We start from the raw sequence: 19,463 nt of genomic DNA, 5'->3' as shown, positions 1-19,463 counted from the left end.
AGGTCTGTCTGACTTGAGACTGTTTACAACTTGAACTGTCGGCTCATGCGCTGCATGTCCTCGGCCGTATGCGACAAATCTTTGACGAGCCGGTTCATCGTCTCGCTCGTCGCCGACATCTGTTCGGTCGAGGCGGCCACTTCCTCGTTGCCGGCCGTACTCTCTTCCGAGATGGACGCGATGTCCGACAGACCGCGTTTGATGTCGTCTTGATTCGTCTTGACGCGTCCGAGTTGTCCTTGCATCGATTTCGTCAGGCGCTGCATCTCGCGCACGCTCTGCTCGATCTCATTGAAGGCACGCTTCGTCGCTTCGAGCGTCCGCTTGCCGTCCTCGGCGGCGTGCATGCTGTCCGTGAACGTCTCACCGAGCGCGATTGAGTTCCGTTTGACGCTGCCGACGATTTCAGAGATCTCACTGACCGACCGGGCCACACTGTTCGACAACTTTCGAATCTCGGAAGCGACGACGGCGAAACCTTTCCCATGTTCGCCAGCACGGGCCGCTTCGATGGCCGCGTTCAAGGCGAGCAAGTTCGTCTGTTCCGAAATTTGACGAATCATCGTGACGAGCGCCGTCACTTCGTCCGCCTGTTGCTCGAAGTCGTTCACTTGGCCTTGCGACTCGCGTACTTGCAGATGGATGTTCGTCATCTTGCCGACGGCATCCTCCATGAGGAGGAGCCCTTCGGCCGTCACGCGACTGACGACTTCCGCTTGTTCGCTCACACCGCTTCCGTCTTGTGTCGTCTGGTCGACGAGTCCCGAGAACTCGTTCATGTGTCCGTACAGTTTCATTGTGAGAACGCTCTGGTTCTCGACGCCGCCCGCGATTTCTTCCATCGTGAACGCGATTTGGCGCGAGGCATCGTTCACTTCTTCTGAAATGCTCGCCACGTTGCCACTCTCATCGCGCACCGTCTGAGCGGACGACTGCAATCCAGAGATCAAGTCACGGAGCATCTTCGTCATCTGATCCATCGAAGCGGTGAGCCGCTTGATCTCGTCGTTCGCCTTCAACTGAATGTTGTCCATCTCACGAGCTGCCGTCGCCAAGTCGCCACTCGCGATGTAGGTCGCGACGCGTTCGAGCTCACGGAGCGGACGGAGTTTCCAGCCGAGGTAACGCCAGATGATGACCGAGGCGATCCCAAGCAAGATGAGGAGCCCGATGAGGATCAGCGGAAGGCTCTCTTGGAGCACGTCTTCCGTCACCGCGGCGATGTCGCTCGCCCCTTTGTCGATTCCGAGGACGCCGATGGTTTCTCCGCCTTGTTTGATTGGAACGAGCACGGTCATATAGTCCCCGTATTCCGGGTCTTCGACGATTGGTGTCGTGACGGTCCCACCTTCAAACGCCGCTCTCGCGTCCGCGAATGACGTCGCTGTCGTCGGTGTGCCGATATCGACGGCGTCCGACGCGCTCATGCCGTCGACGATGATTTGAAGTTCTTCGCCGTCAGCTGCGAGTGTGTACACGTACATCGCCCCGATTTGCGTCCGATATGTGTCGAGCTGTTCCCGAAACTGCTCGAACTGTTCATCTTTCGTCGGATTCTGTAAAAAAGCCGCATACGCTTCCGCGTCGATTGCCTCGCTGATGCGAGCCCCGTCCGCCAACAGGACCGCCTGCATCGAGCTCTGCACCGTATGCTTCGTGCTGACGTACTGCAACACGCCGAATGTGACGATCAGCAGCGTGATGAACGCCAACATCATCGCCAAAATGCGTGTCTGCAGTGACTGTGGTTTGTTTCGTTTCATGTGGTTCCCTCCATTCGTCCTTACCTCCTATATCGGACGACTGGCGAAAAGAGTCCACAAAAAAACGGATGATTTTCGACAAAAATCATCCGTTTGTTCATTTATTTGTCGAATCCACAACCTCGAGCGGCATCGAGACCTCGGCCTCGCCTTCTTCTCCGATATGGAAGAGGGGGAGTGTCTCGGTGACGAATAGGTCAGGGTTCAAATCTGCTTGATAGACGTACGTCCGCACGTCCCCTTCGCGTTCAGCGACAAGTTCCCCGAACGGGATTGGGACACGGGTGCCGTCGACTTCATAACTGATGATCGTCGTCGGATCGAGACGGCGGTCTTCGAGCATCCGAATCGTGAACAGCATCGTCGAGCTGTTCGTCCGCTCGAGCGAGACCGCAATCGATTCTGATTGACCGGCCCGTTTGTCGATCATCGCATCATCGACGTCCTGCTCGAACACGACGTTTTCTTCGGCCGGGTCCTCTTGTACTTGTTGACAACCGACGATGGCCGCCAATCCGAGAATCAAGGCAATCACCAATACGCGCATCTCGTTCTCTCCTCACTTCAAGGCGAAAGTGAGTTCTGCTTCACAAGCAATTTCTCCATCGACTGTCGCCACGGCGCGCCCTTTACCGATTGGTCCGCGCACTTTCAAAATCTCGACCTCGAGGCGCAATTGATCACCCGGGACGACTTGACGTTTGAAGCGGCATCCATCGATGCCTGCGAAGAACGCGAGCTTGCCGCGATTCGACTCTTGCTTGAGCATCGCGAACGCCCCGACTTGCGCGAGCGCCTCGACAATCAACACGCCAGGCATGACGTTATAGTCTGGGAAATGTCCATTGAAGAACTCTTCGTTCGCCGTCACATTCTTTAATCCAACGGCCCGTTTGCCTTCTTCGACTTCAAGAATTCGGTCGATGAGCAAAAACGGGTACCGATGCGGAATCACTTCTTTAATCTGTTCAATCGTGTACATGGTTCCACCACCCTTATGATGTTAGCCAAAAATCGGTGATATGGCGCCACGTGTCGATGTTGAACACGTCCTTCCACTCGCCTCCGCCAATCACGCTGTACCCGATGATGGCCCCAATCGCAAGCATCACGAAAGCCAACAACAGGACAACGATGACGCGTAACAAGATTGGGAAACGTCGATGGTTCGATAATCGTTTCCGCTCCGTCCGCTCTTTAGACTCGGTCTGTTCCGAGCCGTTTTGTTCTTCGTTCGCCACGTCCATACATCCTTTCAGCTGAATTAATTATAACATATTAGTACCAGGTAATAAAACCGTAGCATGAGTTCTCTCTAAGTGTAACGTATCTACCATACGTCGAACAAGCGCCCGGCCTAGGGCAAGGGCGACGCTTATGTGAAAAATACTGTCCGCTTCCATCTATGCTGTGCTACCGTAAGAGTATTCATCATTTAGGAGGGTTTATTTTTATGTGGAAAGAGTTCAAAGAGTTTGCAATCAAAGGCAATGTCATCGACCTGGCCGTCGCCTTTATCCTCGGGGCCGCCTTCACGGCCATCGTCACGTCGCTCGTCAACGACATCTTCATGCCGTTCCTCGGCATCCTCATCGGCGGGATCGACTTCTCGACGCTCGCGGTGTCGGTGCTCGGCGTGAACGTGACGTACGGGAACTTCCTACAAGAAGTCATCAAGTTTTTCCTCATCGCCTTCGCCTTGTTCATGATGGTCAAAACATTGAACCGTCTGAAACGTGAGAAAGCGGTCGAAGAGACACCCGAACCGGAACTGTCGCGTGAAGAGCAGCTCCTATCTGAAATCCGTGACTTGTTAAAAGAGCGTCCATAACGTGTTAACGCCTGAACCGAAGTCGGTTCAGGCGTTTTTGTCGAGGATCGACATCACTCGGCTGACGGCATTCGTGAGGTGTCGTTCCGCTTGTTGCATCGCTTCCTCGAGCGTCATCACCCGGGAAACAATTGGGAACACGGCCTTGATACCGACCTCTGGCACCGCAACCAAGTCTGTTTGCCCGGCGAAAACGAGCGTCGGAATCCCGTGTGTGTGGGCGAGACGCGCCAACCCGTATGGCGCTTTCCCGTGGAGTGACTGTTCATCGAACCGGCCTTCCCCGGTGATCAACCAGTCGGCCGTGCGCAGCTTCTCCTCCAGGTTCGACCAACGTATGACTTCTTCAATGCCGCTCACGTATGAGGCACCGAGCTGATAGAGCGCGAAGCCGACGCCTCCGGCCGCACCTGCCCCAGGCCGCGTGGTCAAGTCGCGTTCGAAACAACGGGCGAATGCGGAAAGTCGTTCCTCGTAACTCGCGACGTCTTGCGGGACCAATCCTTTCTGGGGTCCGAACACGGCGGCCGCCCCCATTGGTCCAAGGAGTGGGTTCGTCACGTCCGAGGCGATGCGCCACTCGATATGGTGCGCTTCTGGAATCAGTTGTGACCAATCGCTTCGTACGACACGTTCGAGCTGATGTGGGAACGGTTCAATGACGTGTTCCATTGAATCGAGGAAGCGGACACCGAGTGCCTCGAGCAATCCCTTTCCTCCGTCGACGGTCGCGCTGCCCCCGAGTCCGACGGTAATGCGTGTCGCCCCACGCTCGAGCGCTTGCCGGATTTGCAAACCCGTTCCGTACGAACTATAGCGCCACGGGTCGAGCGTATCGACGAGTGTGAGCCCGGACGCCTCGGCCACTTCGATGACCGCTTCTCGTCCCGCCTCGAGCCACCCGTAACGCGTTGTTCGTAACGTCCCGTCGAGCGACATGACGTCCTGCGTGACGATTTCGGCATCCGGATGTGTCAGCAACCACGCATCTAAAAAGCCTTCCCCACCGTCTGAGATCGGTACCTCGACGACGTCGTGCCCAGCGAGCGCCCGAGAAACGGCTCGGTTCGCCTCCACGCTTGTCAATGATCCTTTGAACGAATCCATCGCCACGCCAATTCGCATGTCCATCCCTCCTCCTATTCAGTGTAACGCAAAAACCGCCCTTCCGAGGAAGAACGGTCTGTGATTAACGAAGTGACGTCACGAGTCCCATCATCTGGTCACTCATCGACAACGCCCGCGAGTTCATCTGATACGCACGCTGCGTGATTGTCATGTCGGTCATCTCTTTCGTCAAATCGACGTTCGACGATTCAAGCGTCCCTTCCATCAACAGATTGCCGAGCGGACGGTCGACGTCAGCCGCCAAGTCGGCCGCATAGACGTTGTCGCCGAGCGGACGGAGTGCTGACGTGTTGCGCACCTCGACGATATCGAGACGTCCGAATTCTTGTTCGACGCCGTTCACGCTAGCGACGACCATCCCGTCTTGACGGACACGGTGCGCCGTCGCCTCGTTCGGCATGACGATCGGATTGCCGTCCGCACCAAGGAGGGCGTTCCCGTTCACATCGACGAGCGTCGTCGTGTCACCGACCGACAGCTGCATATTCCCGCTCCGAGTCAGTCCGACACCGTTCTCTGTCTCGACGGCGAAGAACTGGCGGCTCGCTTTCAAGAATACGTCCAGGCCGCGGTCGGTCTTACGGATTTGGCCGATATTGAACTGCTGGCTAATATCGGCGACATGACCGCCGACCCCGATGCGAATCCCGTTCGGCGTGTCGCGTCCGACTTCGAGCTCGGCACGCGGTTGATTGTCGTACGCCTGTGACAACAGTGAGGCGAAATGGGTCTGTTCCCGCTTATAGCCGGCCGTATCGACGTTGGCGATGTTATGGCCCGTCACGTCGAGTTGACGCTGAAGCTGGGTGAGCGACGAGACCGAGTTATAAATCGATTGCATGGGCTTCCTCCTTAACGAATCCGAGCGATCTCAATGGCCCGCTCGGCACTCTTGTCATACGCTTGGACGACTTTTTGGTTCGCCTCGAACTGGCGGTACGTCGTCATCAAGTCGGCCATCGTCCGATCAAGGTCGACGTTCGCCTCTTCGATAAATCCTTGTTGAAACTGGACGTTCGCAGCGGGTGGAGCGTCTCCGTTGACCCGGTAGTCATTCCCGACCTGCTCAAGCGTTGCTAAATCATTGACTTGGACGGCTCCGAGTGTCGCCACGTTCTGACCGAGCGACGTGATTTGACCATCGACCGACAACGTGAACTCACTTGACGGCAACTGGATGCGTTCGCCGGCGTCCGAAAGAATATACCCACCGTCCGCTGAGCGCAAGAAGCGCTCCTCATCGACCGCGAAGCGGCCGTTCGTCGTATAGAGCGTCTCGCCGTTCTGTTCAACGGCGAACATGGCAGCACCCGTCGCATCAACCGGCACCTTCATATATACGTCGGTCGGGCTTCCCGTCTCCGAGATACTCCCGCTCGAGAACCGGGGCATCGTCTCTTGCAGGTAAACGCCGGTCGATAACGTGCCGACCTCACCTTGGACGCGCGAGCGCGCATTGCCGGGGTTACTTACTTGGGCGAGCAACATTTCTGGGAACGAACGGACGACGCCGTTTGACGCCTTGAATCCAGGCGTCCGGACGTTACCGAGGTTATTGCTCAAAATCTCTTGTTGGCGCTGGAGCGCGTTCATCGCGCCCGCCGCTGTATATAATCCGCGTAGCATGGTTCGTCTTCCTTTCATCGTTCAAAGTCTTCACTCTGTATATCGTACCAAATGAACGTTTCATTCACCGTTTTTTGAAAAAAACTAAAAAAACCACTTCGCCGTGAAGTGGTTTTGCATCAAGCGACAATCGGAAGTTCGACCATCATCGTCGTCCCGTTTCCAAGTTCCGAACGGACGCTGATCGTCCCACCGTGCGATTCAATAATCTCTTTACAGATGGCGAGTCCGAGGCCGGTGCCTCCAATATTGCGACTCTGCTCGTTCTGGACACGGTAAAACTTATCAAATAATCGTTCGGCATCTGCGGGTGCCACACCCATGCCTTCGTCTTCGATGGCGATCCGGATGACATCGTCCTCGCACGAGACGTTGACGGCGATATTTCCGCCGTCGGGTGAATATTTAATGGCGTTGTTCAAGATGTTTGAGAATACTTGGCGCAGTTGCGCCGGGTCTCCTGAGACGCGAAGCGTTTCATCACAATCGAAATGGAACGCATGCAACTCGGTCGAACCGGCATGAATCTCGAGAACGTCCGACAACAGTTCGAATAAACTCTCGACTTTGAAGTCTTGCTCCGCTTTACCGGCCTCCATTTTTTGAACATCAAGCAAGTTGCTGACGAGCCGCTCGAGCCGCGTCGTCTCACTGTGAATCATGCTCAAATAGCGTTTCCGCTTCTCTTCGTCGACGTGACGATGTTCAAGCAGTTCGGTAAAGCCGAGAATCGATGTGAGCGGCGTGCGAAGCTCATGAGACACCGTTGCGACGAGTTCCGTCTTCAAGCGGTCGACTTCAATCTCCTTCGTCACGTCCCGCGACACAAACATTACGCCGAAACGTTCGTCCTGCAGTTCAATCGGTTCAGCGTACATCCGTACGATACGTCTTCCCCCTTGCATCGAATACGTAAACGTCTCATCGAAGATTCCACAGTTCTTCGCCCGGTGTGTGAACCGGTTGAGACCGTCTTTGTCATCAATTTGATCCATGAACGGTTCGTAAAACGCATCAATCGGATATAAGCTTTGACGGTCTCCAAATGGAAATGGTTGGTCATACAAATCGAACAACGCCTCGTTGGCGAAGCGTTGATTCGTGTCCACTTCGACAAAGACGATGGCATCTCGCATCGTATGGAGAATCCGGGCCGTCTTCTCGCGTTCTTTCTCAAGTTCATCGTGCTGGTGAATCAATGAGCCCGACATCTCCGTGAATGATTTCGACAGTTGACCGACCTCGTTTTGGAGTGGTTTGATTGGAATGAGCGTGGCATGCGGGTCGACTGCGAGCCGTTCACTGTTAGTGATGAGTGCCTCAAGCTGTTTCGTCAAACGAACGATATACGGTTGCAAACTGATGAACAGAATGAACAAAGCACCGAGTAGGATGAGCAACCACATCCACTGGGCTTTCGCGAGCTGTTCGGACAGTTGCTCGCGCAAACCCGTCTCTTGAAAGTCGAGGTCGGACCGATAGTCCGTGAACACGGATTCCATGTCGACAATGCTCGCGCTCATATCTGCCGCACTATTTGAATTTAACTTGAATCGCGTCTGATTCGATGATGCGTTGCTCGGCATGAGTTGGCCGACCGTTGCCATCTGTAAGAACGGCTCATCGACCTCTCCGTTCGCTTTAGCGACGACGTAACGCTCGAGGCCAGGCATGACCCGGGTCGTATAGATGGTAAAAAGCAACCGCGCATCGTCCGCGAACGTCGTCTCTTCGCTCGTCACAGCGTTTTGTTCGAACCAGCTCGTCTGGTCGTCGATTCGGTCCTGGGCTCGTTTGACTTCAGCCAGTAACGCATCTTCTCCGAGCAAGACGTGCCCTCGCATCTCGTATTGCATCGACTGCCATGTCTCAAACAAATCGGTCGCCCGCGATCGTTGTTCACTGATGCGTTCAAGCTCGACTGTCGTTTCGCGGATCGCCTGTTGGGTATAAAAGTATGTGCCGAGTGACGTCAACGTGATTAAGGCAATCAATACGTAAAACACGGTGAGCACTTGGCGGCTAATTCGTTGTTCGATCCAGCGTTTCATATGTGGCCTTCTTTCATATCGGGGGATTGTCAGATTGGATAAGTCAGTATGTTCGGCTATTCAAAAAAGTCAGTTTCGTGTACGATAAGAAAACATTCGTCACGTTTATATGTGAACGATTAGTGTCAGTATATCGTTCGTTTCTCACAAGAAACTCACAAATCACGAAGGGAATATGCAGATGACCCCTAAATCGATTGGGCTGGTCGTGTTGATGATCTTCTTCGCGCTCGCAGGCGGCTACGCCTTGACGCGCGGACAGACGATCGACGACTCAGTCACTGTCACACAAGGAACGGCCGATTTGACCGATTCTCGTGTGACTGAACAACTCATGCGTCTCGACGGGACGTGGCGCTTTCAATCGAGCCTGCTCGAGCGAGTCGACCGCGAGTCTTATCGACAAATCCCACATGTGACACCACATAAAATGGCAACCTATGAAGCTGACATTTCACTTCCAGCCGGTCAATACGCTTTGCGTGTACCGCGTAACCACCCACACGTCAACCTCCTCATTGATGGAGAAACTGTCTCACCGGTCTATGCATCGACAGATGAAGACCCTCGGCATGCCTATCTCGTTCTTTTGGATACGCGTACGCCGACGTTTCGTTTGACGATTCAAACGGCTGAGACAAATGAGCTCTCGACTGGTATTTCCGATAGTCTTCTCATCGGTCCAACGAGCAATATGATGACCTACCATAATCAATACTTCAGTTATGAGTTCGTGATCATCCTCATCTCGCTCCTCATTTTTTCATTCTACGCAATCGTTTGGCTGTTCCACCGCAAGGAATCCCTCTATTTATATGGGGCTGCGTTCTTTTTCCTCGTCAGTGTCTCGCTTATGACGAGTGATCAAATGATTGTATTCGAAATCGTCCCTATGATGTCTTACGTGTTCGCCCATAAGTTAAATTTGATGACGGCACTCCTGAGCGTCGCGATGTTAATCAACTTTGCGTTACGTCTCGAACGTGTCCCGTTTCGGCACTTTTTGAAATACGCATCCTACCCGCTCTATGCGTTCAGTTTGATCGCTTTGGTGCTGCCTGAAGATGCGCACGCGACCTTTGACCAATTCCCTTGGGTTTACGTCCTGTTCATCACGTTTTTCTGGACCGGGCTGAACATCAATTGGCTGTTCGAACGAAAAGACGACGGCTATCCGTTCGAGTTTCTCGTGTTCACGATTTCACTTATCATCGGCTATGTCGGACAGTTGATTAACGTTCTGATTGACCATCCGAATCAAGAGCTGTATACGAGCGTCATGTCGCTCATTTACTTCTTGCTCATGTTCACCTTGCTCCCGATTCACTTGTCGACGGATAAGCGACAGAAACGAGAAGTGCAGACGTTCGCAAAACAGAGTGAGATTTCATTTTTCAACGCCCAAATCAAGCCGCACTTTCTATACAACACGTTTGGGAACGTGATTGCGCTTTGTTATACGGCGCCGACCGAGGCGGCACGTTTGCTCAGTCATTTGAGCACGTATGTCCGTTTCATTTTCGAGAACGGACGTACCGAGACCGATATTTCACTCGGTCAAGAACTCGACGTCATCGATTCATATTTGATGATCGAGCAGACGCGCTTCAATGACGCGTTCACCATCACGAAAGATATCGACGAATCCGTCCTCAACGCCTCAATCCCACCATTGTTATTGCAACCGCTCGTTGAGAACGCGGTCCAACACGGGTTGATGAAACAAACAGGTATCAAACGACTCATGCTATCAGTACAATCTTCAGATGACGCAATTGAGATCCGAATCGCCGACAACGGCATCGGGTTCAACCCGGCACCTCACTTAAGACGATCGAACGGAATTGGCATCCCGAACGTCAAGAATCGGATCGACTTCATACCAGGTGCCACGTTTAAATTAAATTCTGAACCAGGAGTCGGCACGCATGTGCATATCCGACTCCCAAAACGAGAGAGGATGAACGAGCAACATGCGCACGATCTTGATTGAAGATGAACACCATATTTTAAGGATGATGGAACGCCTCATCCAAGCCGAACCGAACTTGAAATGGATGGGGTCGTTCCAAGATCCGTTCCAAGCACTCGAATTTCTCGCAAATCAAGAAGTCGACCTCGTCTTTCTTGATATCGAGATGCCCCAAATGAACGGTCTCGATTTTGCCAAACACTTGCCTGAGACGACACAAGTCGTCTTCACGACGGCGCATAGCCAATACGCAATCGAGGCGTTCAACCTACAGGCGACGCACTATTTGCTCAAGCCGATTACCGAACAGATGATTCATGACCTCGTCCCCCGTGTCTTGAAACGGTATACGGAGACCATGTCGATCGACCATCACCGTACGTGTACGATTCAATGTCTCGATCATTTCTCGGTCAAGACGCAAGACGGTGACCTCGTGAAATGGCCGACGCAAAAGACCGAGGAACTGTTCGCCTACTTGATTTTCCATCGCGATAAAGTCGTTAACAAGTGGTTGATTGCCGAAACCCTTTATCCCGATATCGACGAGCCGCAACGGGCGCTCCATAACGTCTATAATCTTGTCTATCGGTTAAAGAAGACGCTTGCCGAGTACGATTTGAGTATCTCGGTCCAGACGATCAACAACGGGTATTCGCTTCACTTGGACGACGCCTGTCTATGCGATTACCATGATTGGTTGGACGCAAAGCGCAAGCCATTCCCACAAACGGATTTGGCTGCCCGACTCTTTGTCGATAAAGACTATACGTGGCATTGAAAAAGAGCTTGTCGACCAACATCATCTTATACGCTCATCCTTTCATCAAATACAAAAAACGAACCAACTCGCTGTTTGGCGAATCGGTTCGTTCACAACCCAAGCTTGTCCCTATCTATGGGACAAGCTCTTTTTAACGTCCGACGAAGCCCCCGTCGACATGAAGATGTTGTCCGTTGACCCACGCCCCGTCCGGCCCCATGAGAAAAGCGACGTAGCGGGCCGTGTCCTCAGGTGTGCCGACGCGTCCATGTGGGAATACCGGTATGAGTTGCTCACGGAGCGCGTCATCAATCCAACCCGTATCGGTCGGTCCTGGGTCGAGCGCATTCACGGAAATCCCGTACTGTCCTGCTCCATTGGCCAGTGCTGGCGTGATAGCAATCAACATACCTTTCGTGGCGATATAGGCCAAATTGGATGCATCCGCTCCCCCGGATACCATAAACAGAATGCGTCCGTCCGTATGCCCGGCCTGTTTATATCGTTCGATGAAGGCGAACGTCAGACCGAGCGTCCCTTCGTTATTGACGAGATAATGACGACGTAGCGTCTCCATCGTGAACGTATCGACGCTCACATGTCGCTCATACGTCGCATTGTTGATCAAACGGCTCGGAGTCCCAAGCACAGCCTCGACGCGATTGAGCAGCCCTTCTACGTCTCCAGACGCTAAATCGTACGCTTCATGTGCGACGCGGGCTCCTGATGCCCGTAACTCGTCGACGAAACCGTCAATGAAGTCTGGTTCGGCCCCGACGCCTTCCGTCCCATCAAACGGGCTCCAATGCGTCACATACAAGTCATGCCCTGCTGCAGCGAGTTTTCTGGCGACGGCTGCTCCGATACCTTGTGTCCGGCTAACACCGGTGATGAGTGTAATGGGTCGTGTCATTCAATGATCCCCTTTTCTACCTGATTTAGTGAGGAAGTATGGGCCCCAGTCCGCTTCATGCGGAACAACAAACGTCCATGTATAGGCTGGGTCGACGATATACACATCCGCATAACCCCCTCGCGGTCAGGCGATCGATCAATGGATTCATCTACATCCCTCCCTTCTTCAGTCTATCCAATTCCAGGAAATTCGAACAGTTTTGGACACAAAAAAGGCACGACGCCCACAGACGCCGTACCTTTAGATGATATTACTTCAACCGATCCAAGTGCTCGAGCATGATGCCCGTGCCGTGCGCGACGCTGAGCGTCGGTTCTTCGGCGATCATGACCGGCAACCCGACACGCTCGGCCACGAGCTGATCGATGCCGTGGAGGAGCGAGCCGCCGCCTGTCATGATGATGCCGCGGTCGATAATGTCGGCCGCGAGTTCCGGAGGCGTTTGCTCAAGAACGCGTTTCGTCGCTTCGACGATTTCGTTCGCCGACTCGGCCATCGCTTCACGGAGTTCTTCAGACGTGATCGTTACCGTACGTGGAAGCCCACGCACCATGTCGCGACCGCGGATATCCATCGTCTCGTTGCGGCCGCCCGGGAAGACCGTCGCAATCTCTTTCTTGATTTGCTCGGCTGTCCGCTCACCGATGACGAGCTTATGCTTGTCCTTGATGGCGCGGAGGATATCCGTATCGAAACGGTCTCCAGCGATTTTAATCGTTTCGCCGCAGACGATATCGCCCATCGAAAGGATGGCAACGTCTGTCGTCCCACCACCGATGTCGACGATCATATGTCCGACCGGCTTCCAGATATCCATACCCGAACCGACCGCTGCTGCCTTCGGCTCTAAGGCGAGAAAGACTTCTTTCGCACCGGCCTTTTCAGCCGCCTCACGGATCGCTTTTGCTTCGACCGGTGTCACGTTCGCCGGTGTACAGATCAGCATACGAATTCCGCCAAAGAAACCGCGGACTTGGATTTTCTCGACGAAATGACGAAGCATCTCTTCGGTTGTCGCGAAGTCAGCGATGACCCCATCACGCAGTGGACGGATGGCGACGATGTCGCCTGGCGTACGGCCGACCATCTCATACGCTTCGGTCCCGACAGCGAGCACTTTCCCTGTCGAACGCTTGATGGCAACGACGGATGGCTCATCGAGGACGATGCCTCGACCTTTGACGTGGATGACGACGTTTGCTGTTCCTAAATCAATCCCGATATCTTTTGAAAACATGGTGTGTAGGTTCCTCCGTTCGTTACTTCATTGAAAAGAGCGAGAAGAGTCTCTCCTCGCTCCTATGAGTCTATAAATTAGTTCTTGACCATTTCTTCGGCAACTTCAACGTTTCCTTGAATCCGTTCGATGTCAGCGCCGAGTGCTTGAAGCTTCTTGTGGAAGTCGACGTAGCCACGGTCGATGTGATAGAGATCGCCGACGCGTGTCTCTTCGTCCGCGATGAGTCCAGCGAGGACGAGCGCGGCACCGGCACGAAGATCGGTCGAGACGACTTCAGCACCTTGGAGGCGAACGCCGCCTTTGATGATCGCTGAACGTCCTTCGATTTTAATGTCTGCATTCATACGGCGGAATTCTTCCACGTGCATGAAGCGGTTCTCGAACACGGTTTCCGTGATGACTGATGTGCCACCTGCTTTCAAGACGAGCGCCATCATTTGTGCTTGGATGTCAGTCGGGAAACCAGGGTGTGGCATCGTCTTCACGTCGACCGGTTTCAATACGTCCGGTGCGATGACGCGCATCCCTTCTGACGTATCCTCGAACTTGACGCCCATTTCTTCCATCTTCGAGATGAGCGGACGAAGGTGCTCGCGCTCAGCACCGATGACTTCGATGTCGCCGCCTGTGATGGCTCCAGCAACGAGGAACGTACCAGCTTCGATGCGGTCAGGGATGATGGAATGCTCAGCTCCGTGAAGTTTATCCACGCCTTCGATTCGAATCGTTTCTGTGCCGGCACCACGGACGTGTGCGCCCATACCGTTCAAGAAGTTGGCAAGGTCGACGATTTCAGGTTCTTTGGCGACGTTTTCGATGACAGTCGTCCCTTCAGCGAGGACTGCCGCCATCATGATGTTTTCTGTCGCGCCCACAGATGGGAAGTCCAAGTAAATCTTCGCACCTTTCAAACGACCGTCGACTGAAGCTTCGACGAAACCGTTGCCGATGACCGTCTTCGCGCCCATAGCCTCGAATCCTTTTAAGTGGAGGTCAATCGGACGTGACCCGATCGAGCATCCGCCTGGCATCGCAACACGCGCATGTCCAAGACGAGCAAGGAGAGGACCCATGACAAGGATTGACGCACGCATCTTGCGGACGTACTCAAGCGGCGCCTCGTCTTTGATTGTGCCCGACGCATCGACAGTGACTTCGTTATTTGCTTCGTCAAACGCAACCTCTGCACCGAGGTGACGAAGAACTTTGTTAATCGTGTACACGTCAGCGAGGCGTGGTACGTTTTGAAGTACCGACTTTCCTTCGCTTGCTAAAAGAGTGGCAACCAATGTTTTGAGTACGGCGTTTTTAGCTCCTTCAACACGCACAGTACCTGACAATTTACGTCCTCCACGGACTACAATCAAATCCTTCATATCTCTCTTTGTCCTCCAACTTCGTTGTTTTTTTGTTTTATACGTCGATATCCGTCACCGGATGTGGTTATGTCGATTACTAGGATGGTTTGTAAAACGTGACGCTTCACCAGAGAGAATAAAATTAATAATAGCACTCATAAAATTCTGATGAAAATTCGTCATGTCAGACGAATTTATCCTACACGATAAACATATAGGAAACGTTACAGCAGGATTACAGTTTAGTAATCATTCTCCCGCCTACTGTAATGGTGCGAGCGCCTGGGCCAATCGGATATACTCCAAAAAGAACTGGGCGATTAGTGAACCGAAGACGACGGCCACGAGGACGCGCAAGACAGCTGCTTGCGGACTCCTCACTTGATTGAGCACGCGGTCCCATTTGACCGGCATGAGTGCCCACCAAGCGACGTAAATCGCAACGACGTAAATGACGAGCGATAACACGGTGTTCAGCATCGACGATTCCCCTCTTTTCAAAAATTCGTACCATTTTTAATCATAGCATGTCGCGTCAGAGAAAAAAAGACTTAGCATTGAAGTGAGTGGTGGAATGGGTTCATCCGATCAACTCGCTTTCTCTCCATAAACCGCATACAAAAAAAGGAACGTCAACCGGCGCATGGCCTTAGTACAGTAATTGACGTCCCTTCAACATTTCAAACATTATTCATTTCACCATCATACGTTTGACTCCATCGAATCGCCTCGACATAGTAAGATGACAAGTCCGGCGCGGTCTCCTCGACAGGCACCGTCAACTGCTCGTAAGCGAGAACCATCTCGAGCAAGCCACGCAACTCGTTGCTTTCTCCGAGTAACGCTGCTTTGACGACCGGTTCGACCGGAAGCTCCGAGACGAGCGACTGCATCTCTTCGTCTAAAATGACGTCAAGCGACGAGAAAATTCCGGTGATGAACGCATCGAACGCTGTCATGCGCGGCAATGTCTCGGCAGCAATCAGCTCCATCATCTTGCCGCGGATGACGCTCTGTTTGATCAACTCTTTTGATTCGGACGTCTGCAGTTCACGAAGCAGCATCAAATACGACCAGCGCCGCATCTCATCAAGACCGATTCGGGCGACGGCTTGCTCGATTGATTGAATCGTGTGACGCCCTTTTTGATAGACCGTATTGACCGAGCGCAGCATCTTATAAGACAAGTCGACGCTCCGTTCGATTTGACTGGCGATGCGGCGGAAGTTCGGTTCCGGTGCATCGAGCTCTTTCAATACTTCGACGAGCGTGTGCCGGAGCGGATGAACCTCGGCACCGTGGACGACCGTCGGCCGGCTGAAGAAATAACCTTGGAACATGTGATAGCCGAGGTTCTTAGCGATTTCATATTCGAACGGTGTCTCAATCTTCTCCGCTAAAAATTCGACGCGATGCCCGAGCGCATCGATCAACCGCTTCTGTTGGTCAATCGGTGTCGCCTGATAATCAATTTTAATGATATCAGCGAGTCCGATGAGCGGTCGATACTTCTCCTCGAACACGAAGTCATCCAAGGCGATCGTATACCCCTTACGGCGCAACGAACGTAACGCCGCCAAAACTTTTTCCGTCGGCTCGACGTGTTCGAGTACTTCAACGACGAGTGTCTGCCGCGGCAACAAGGCTGGCACTTCGCTCTCAATCAAATTTTGCGGAAAATTGATGAACGCCCGCGTCCCTTCTGTCAACTCCCGAAAGTTAAAGACGAGATAGGCGTTGTGAATCACGTCGGCAGTCGCAAGGGCGTCGTCGACATGTTCAAATATATTTTTCTCGCTGCGGCGATACAACAGTTCATAGCCACAGACACGTAATTTTTGGTCAAAGATCGGTTGGCGTGCCACATAAACTTTCATTCCCTTTAGCTCCTTTACCGTAGTTCCCACCTCTATTATCGGATAAACGTGGCCTATCTTCCACTATTTGGTCGTAAAACTTTTGATACTTTGGACCTATATATAGAAGGAACGTGATTCATTCGGTGGATAAACAAAAACATCTCTCCTGCGGCTACAGGAGAGATGTCGGTTATTCTTTAATATCGCGAATGCTCAAGCGGTTGATCGCTTTTTTGAGCGCGAGCTCCGCACGGCGGAATTCGAGATCCGAGAGCTTCGTGTCTTGAAGACGACGCTCGGCACGAACTTTCGCCGCAGAAGCACGGTCGTAGTCGATTTTATCCGCCATTTCGGCTGTTTCAGCTAAGATCGTCACCGTGTCGGGACGAACTTCCATGAAACCGCCGCTGAGTGCGATCAGCGTGCGTCCACCATCTTCGTGGCGCAGTTTGAGAACTGAGATATCGAGCGGTGTCACCATCGGGATGTGTTTCGGTAAGATACCGAGTTCACCAGTCACCGATTTTGCGACGACCATCCGTGCCTCGCCCTCATAGGCTGCACCATCCGGGGTGACGACGTTGACGTGAAGAGTATTCATCGTCTAGTTTCCCCCTTCCGTGTAGGTCTTAGACCAACGTCTTCGCTTTTTCGATGACGTCTTCGATTGGACCAACGAGACGGAATGCATCTTCTGGAAGATCATCGTGTTTACCATCAAGGATCTCTTTGAAGCCGCGAACTGTCTCTTTAACTGGTACGTACGAACCTTTTTGGCCTGTGAACTGCTCAGCCACGTGGAAGTTTTGTGACAAGAAGAATTGAATACGACGGGCACGGTGAACCGTAAGCTTATCGTCTTCAGACAACTCGTCCATACCGAGGATTGCGATGATATCTTGAAGTTCTTTGTAACGCTGAAGCGTTTGCTGCACGTTACGGGCTACTTCGTAGTGCTCTGGTCCGACGATGTCAGGCGAGAGAGCACGTGAAGTCGATGCGAGCGGGTCAACGGCTGGGTAAATCCCCATCTCCGAAAGACGACGCTCCAAGTTAGTCGTTGCATCAAGGTGAGCGAACGTTGTCGCTGGAGCCGGGTCAGTATAGTCATCGGCTGGTACGTATACGGCTTGGATCGATGTAACCGATCCTTTCGCTGTCGACGTGATTCGCTCTTGAAGCATACCCATTTCCGTTGCGAGTGTTGGCTGGTAACCTACGGCAGATGGCATCCGACCGAGAAGGGCCGAAACTTCCGAACCTGCCTGTGTGAAACGGAAGATGTTATCGACGAAGAGAAGAACGTCTTGTCCTTGCTCATCGCGGAAGTATTCAGCCATTGTAAGACCCGTCAAGGCTACGCGAAGACGCGCGCCCGGTGGTTCGTTCATCTGACCGAAGACCATCGCCGTTTGCTTGATAACGCCTGAGTCCGTCATCTCGTGGAACAAGTCATTTCCTTCACGCGTACGCTCACCGACTCCTGCGAATACAGAAATCCCGCTGTGCTCTTGCGCGATGTTGTTGATGAGTTCCTGGATGAGAACGGTTTTCCCTACACCGGCACCACCGAAGAGGCCGATTTTACCACCTTTGATGTATGGTGCGAGAAGATCGACGACTTTGATTCCTGTTTCCAAGATTTCAACTTTTGTCGACAACTCATCGAACGTCGGTGCGAGACGGTGAATCGGTGACCGACGGACAGTCGGTGACACTTCTTTATCGTCAATCGGGTTACCAAGTACGTTGAAGACACGACCGAGCGTCTCTTCTCCGACCGGTACTGAAATCGGTGAACCTAAGTCAAGTACTTCCATGCCGCGGCGAACGCCGTCCGTTGAGTCCATCGCAATCGTACGGACCGTGTCATCTCCAAGGTGAATCGCCACCTCGAGCGTCAAGTCGACACTGACATCTTGCGCCGATTCAGCCACGTGCGTGACTTTAAGGGCGTTGTAGATGTTCGGTAAGTGGTTGTCGAACTTAACGTCGATAACTGGGCCCATGACTGCGACTACGCGGCCTTTCATGCCGTATTCGTTCATCGTGTTAGCCTCCTACAATCTAGAGGGCGTGCGCTTATTCAAGCGCAGCCGCACCTCCGACAATCTCTGTGATTTCTTGTGTGATCGCCGCTTGACGCGCGCGGTTGAACTTGAGCTTGAGTCCACGGATGAGTTCATCCGCGTTGTCTGTCGCGTTCGACATCGCCGTCATCCGAGCCGCGTGCTCCGATACTTTCGCATCGAGGAGCGCGCCATAGATGAGTCCTTCCGCGTAACGCGGGAGGAGCGCTGCTAAGATCGTTTCTTCTTCTGGTTCGTATTCATACATCACATTAGATGCGGTCTGTTCGATATTCCCAAGCGGAAGCAATCGATCGATCTTCACTTCTTGGCTGATGACAGAGATGAATGAGTTGTAGCAGAGCTTCAATTCATCAATCTCGCCTTCACTGAACGCGCCGACCGTCTGTTTGACGATCTCTGCGACTTCAACGAATGTTGGCTGGTCGTTCAAGCCTGTCATGGCACTGTACACCGGAATGTTACGAGCCTTGAAGAACTGAACGCCGACCTTCCCGATCACGTATAGACGGTATTCGTCTGTTGAACCGTGTTTGGCTTTCAACTCGCGATACACGTCACGAAGGACGCTGGCGTTGTATCCACCAGCAAGTCCGCGGTCTGACGTGATGACGATATAGCCGGTCCGTTTGACGGGACGGACTTGAAGCATCGGGTGTGTTGCGCCTGAAGTACCGCCGGCAATCGACGAGATGACTTCTTGCAACTTGGTCATGTACGGCTTGAAGTTGGCGTTGCTCCCTTGAGCGCGGTTCAATTTCGAGGCCGACACCATGTTCATCGCTTTCGTGATTTGCTTCGTGCTTTGGGTCGAGGTGATCCGCATCTGGATCTCACGTAATGATGCCATTTCGATTCACCACCTT

Annotated in this window: 20 protein-coding genes; 3 read left to right on the top strand and 17 right to left on the bottom strand. The window is 53.0% G+C overall.

Annotated features, from left to right (window positions below; all coding sequences use genetic code 11):
* Nucleotides 1-23: 23 nt before the first annotated feature.
* From EVJ34_RS10155 to EVJ34_RS10140, 4 genes are all read right to left on the bottom strand, one after another.
* Entirely contained in the window at nt 24-1,763 is a 1,740-nt protein-coding gene (locus tag EVJ34_RS10155) for a methyl-accepting chemotaxis protein (RefSeq protein WP_131485498.1), read from the bottom strand.
* A gap of 97 nt (nt 1,764-1,860) precedes the next feature.
* Complete coding sequence (locus EVJ34_RS10150) at nt 1,861-2,310, bottom strand: hypothetical protein (protein ID WP_131485497.1); 450 nt, start codon at nt 2,308-2,310, stop codon at nt 1,861-1,863.
* Between the two features lie 12 nt (nt 2,311-2,322).
* Complete coding sequence (fabZ, locus tag EVJ34_RS10145; RefSeq protein ID WP_131436363.1) at nt 2,323-2,745, bottom strand: 3-hydroxyacyl-ACP dehydratase FabZ; 423 nt, start codon at nt 2,743-2,745, stop codon at nt 2,323-2,325.
* Nucleotides 2,746-2,758: 13 nt separating this feature from the next.
* Nucleotides 2,759-3,010 carry a DNA-directed RNA polymerase subunit beta gene (locus EVJ34_RS10140; RefSeq protein WP_029594701.1) on the bottom strand — a complete coding sequence of 84 codons (252 nt, stop codon included), beginning with the start codon at nt 3,008-3,010 and terminating at the stop codon, nt 2,759-2,761.
* Nucleotides 3,011-3,216: 206 nt separating this feature from the next.
* Here EVJ34_RS10140 and mscL point away from each other — a divergent pair, with 206 nt between their 5' ends.
* Nucleotides 3,217-3,594: a large-conductance mechanosensitive channel protein MscL gene (mscL, locus tag EVJ34_RS10135; protein ID WP_131485496.1), complete on the top strand. Its 378-nt coding sequence runs from the start codon at nt 3,217-3,219 to the stop codon at nt 3,592-3,594.
* A gap of 27 nt (nt 3,595-3,621) precedes the next feature.
* Here mscL and EVJ34_RS10130 read toward each other — a convergent pair whose 3' ends face one another.
* The 4 genes from EVJ34_RS10130 to EVJ34_RS10115 all read right to left on the bottom strand — a co-directional run bounded on the left by EVJ34_RS10130 (nt 3,622) and on the right by EVJ34_RS10115 (nt 8,399).
* The gene (locus tag EVJ34_RS10130) at nt 3,622-4,719 is read right to left on the bottom strand and encodes a glycerate kinase family protein (RefSeq protein ID WP_236636688.1); all 1,098 of its coding nucleotides are present in this window, start codon (nt 4,717-4,719) and stop codon (nt 3,622-3,624) included.
* Between the two features lie 64 nt (nt 4,720-4,783).
* Nucleotides 4,784-5,563, bottom strand: a complete 780-nt coding sequence (locus EVJ34_RS10125) for a flagellar hook-basal body protein (RefSeq protein WP_131485495.1) — start codon at nt 5,561-5,563, stop codon at nt 4,784-4,786.
* A gap of 11 nt (nt 5,564-5,574) precedes the next feature.
* Nucleotides 5,575-6,348 (bottom strand): flagellar hook-basal body protein, encoded by a 774-nt coding sequence (locus tag EVJ34_RS10120; protein WP_131485494.1) that lies wholly within the window; start codon nt 6,346-6,348, stop codon nt 5,575-5,577.
* 119 nt (nt 6,349-6,467) lie between these two features.
* Nucleotides 6,468-8,399 (bottom strand): sensor histidine kinase, encoded by a 1,932-nt coding sequence (locus EVJ34_RS10115; protein ID WP_131485493.1) that lies wholly within the window; start codon nt 8,397-8,399, stop codon nt 6,468-6,470.
* 181 nt (nt 8,400-8,580) lie between these two features.
* On the opposite strand from EVJ34_RS10115, the gene EVJ34_RS10110 reads away from it, so the two are divergent.
* Together EVJ34_RS10110 and EVJ34_RS10105 are read left to right on the top strand one after the other, a co-directional pair.
* Nucleotides 8,581-10,392 carry a sensor histidine kinase gene (locus EVJ34_RS10110; RefSeq protein ID WP_131485492.1) on the top strand — a complete coding sequence of 604 codons (1,812 nt, stop codon included), beginning with the start codon at nt 8,581-8,583 and terminating at the stop codon, nt 10,390-10,392.
* Nucleotides 10,373-11,152, top strand: a complete 780-nt coding sequence (locus EVJ34_RS10105; protein ID WP_131485491.1) for a response regulator — start codon at nt 10,373-10,375, stop codon at nt 11,150-11,152. Before EVJ34_RS10110 ends, EVJ34_RS10105 begins: the two co-directional genes overlap by 20 nt.
* 133 nt (nt 11,153-11,285) lie before the next feature.
* Here EVJ34_RS10105 and EVJ34_RS10100 read toward each other — a convergent pair whose 3' ends face one another.
* From EVJ34_RS10100 to atpG, 9 genes are all read right to left on the bottom strand, one after another.
* Nucleotides 11,286-12,047, bottom strand: a complete 762-nt coding sequence (locus tag EVJ34_RS10100; protein ID WP_131436372.1) for an SDR family oxidoreductase — start codon at nt 12,045-12,047, stop codon at nt 11,286-11,288.
* Nucleotides 12,048-12,152: a DUF4275 family protein gene (locus EVJ34_RS16010; protein ID WP_131436374.1), complete on the bottom strand. Its 105-nt coding sequence runs from the start codon at nt 12,150-12,152 to the stop codon at nt 12,048-12,050.
* Between the two features lie 148 nt (nt 12,153-12,300).
* Nucleotides 12,301-13,287, bottom strand: coding sequence for a rod shape-determining protein (gene mreB, locus EVJ34_RS10090; protein WP_131436376.1), 987 nt, complete (start codon nt 13,285-13,287; stop codon nt 12,301-12,303).
* A 77-nt stretch (nt 13,288-13,364) separates the two neighbouring features.
* Complete coding sequence (gene murA, locus EVJ34_RS10085) at nt 13,365-14,666, bottom strand: UDP-N-acetylglucosamine 1-carboxyvinyltransferase (RefSeq protein WP_131436378.1); 1,302 nt, start codon at nt 14,664-14,666, stop codon at nt 13,365-13,367.
* Nucleotides 14,667-14,909: 243 nt separating this feature from the next.
* Entirely contained in the window at nt 14,910-15,128 is a 219-nt protein-coding gene (locus tag EVJ34_RS10080) for a DUF1146 family protein (protein WP_114165150.1), read from the bottom strand.
* A gap of 200 nt (nt 15,129-15,328) precedes the next feature.
* Nucleotides 15,329-16,525 carry an EAL and HDOD domain-containing protein gene (locus tag EVJ34_RS10075; RefSeq protein WP_131485490.1) on the bottom strand — a complete coding sequence of 399 codons (1,197 nt, stop codon included), beginning with the start codon at nt 16,523-16,525 and terminating at the stop codon, nt 15,329-15,331.
* A gap of 172 nt (nt 16,526-16,697) precedes the next feature.
* Nucleotides 16,698-17,108 (bottom strand): F0F1 ATP synthase subunit epsilon, encoded by a 411-nt coding sequence (locus tag EVJ34_RS10070; protein WP_021066141.1) that lies wholly within the window; start codon nt 17,106-17,108, stop codon nt 16,698-16,700.
* Nucleotides 17,109-17,136: 28 nt separating this feature from the next.
* Nucleotides 17,137-18,555, bottom strand: coding sequence for a F0F1 ATP synthase subunit beta (atpD, locus tag EVJ34_RS10065; RefSeq protein ID WP_021066140.1), 1,419 nt, complete (start codon nt 18,553-18,555; stop codon nt 17,137-17,139).
* A 34-nt stretch (nt 18,556-18,589) separates the two neighbouring features.
* Entirely contained in the window at nt 18,590-19,447 is an 858-nt protein-coding gene (gene atpG, locus EVJ34_RS10060; RefSeq protein ID WP_131485489.1) for an ATP synthase F1 subunit gamma, read from the bottom strand.
* Nucleotides 19,448-19,463 lie beyond the last annotated feature (16 nt).

The sequence above is a fragment of the Exiguobacterium sp. SL-9 genome, assembly GCF_004336985.1.
Lineage (GTDB): Bacteria > Bacillota > Bacilli > Exiguobacteriales > Exiguobacteriaceae > Exiguobacterium.
This window is presented reverse-complemented; position numbering and strand designations above follow the sequence as displayed.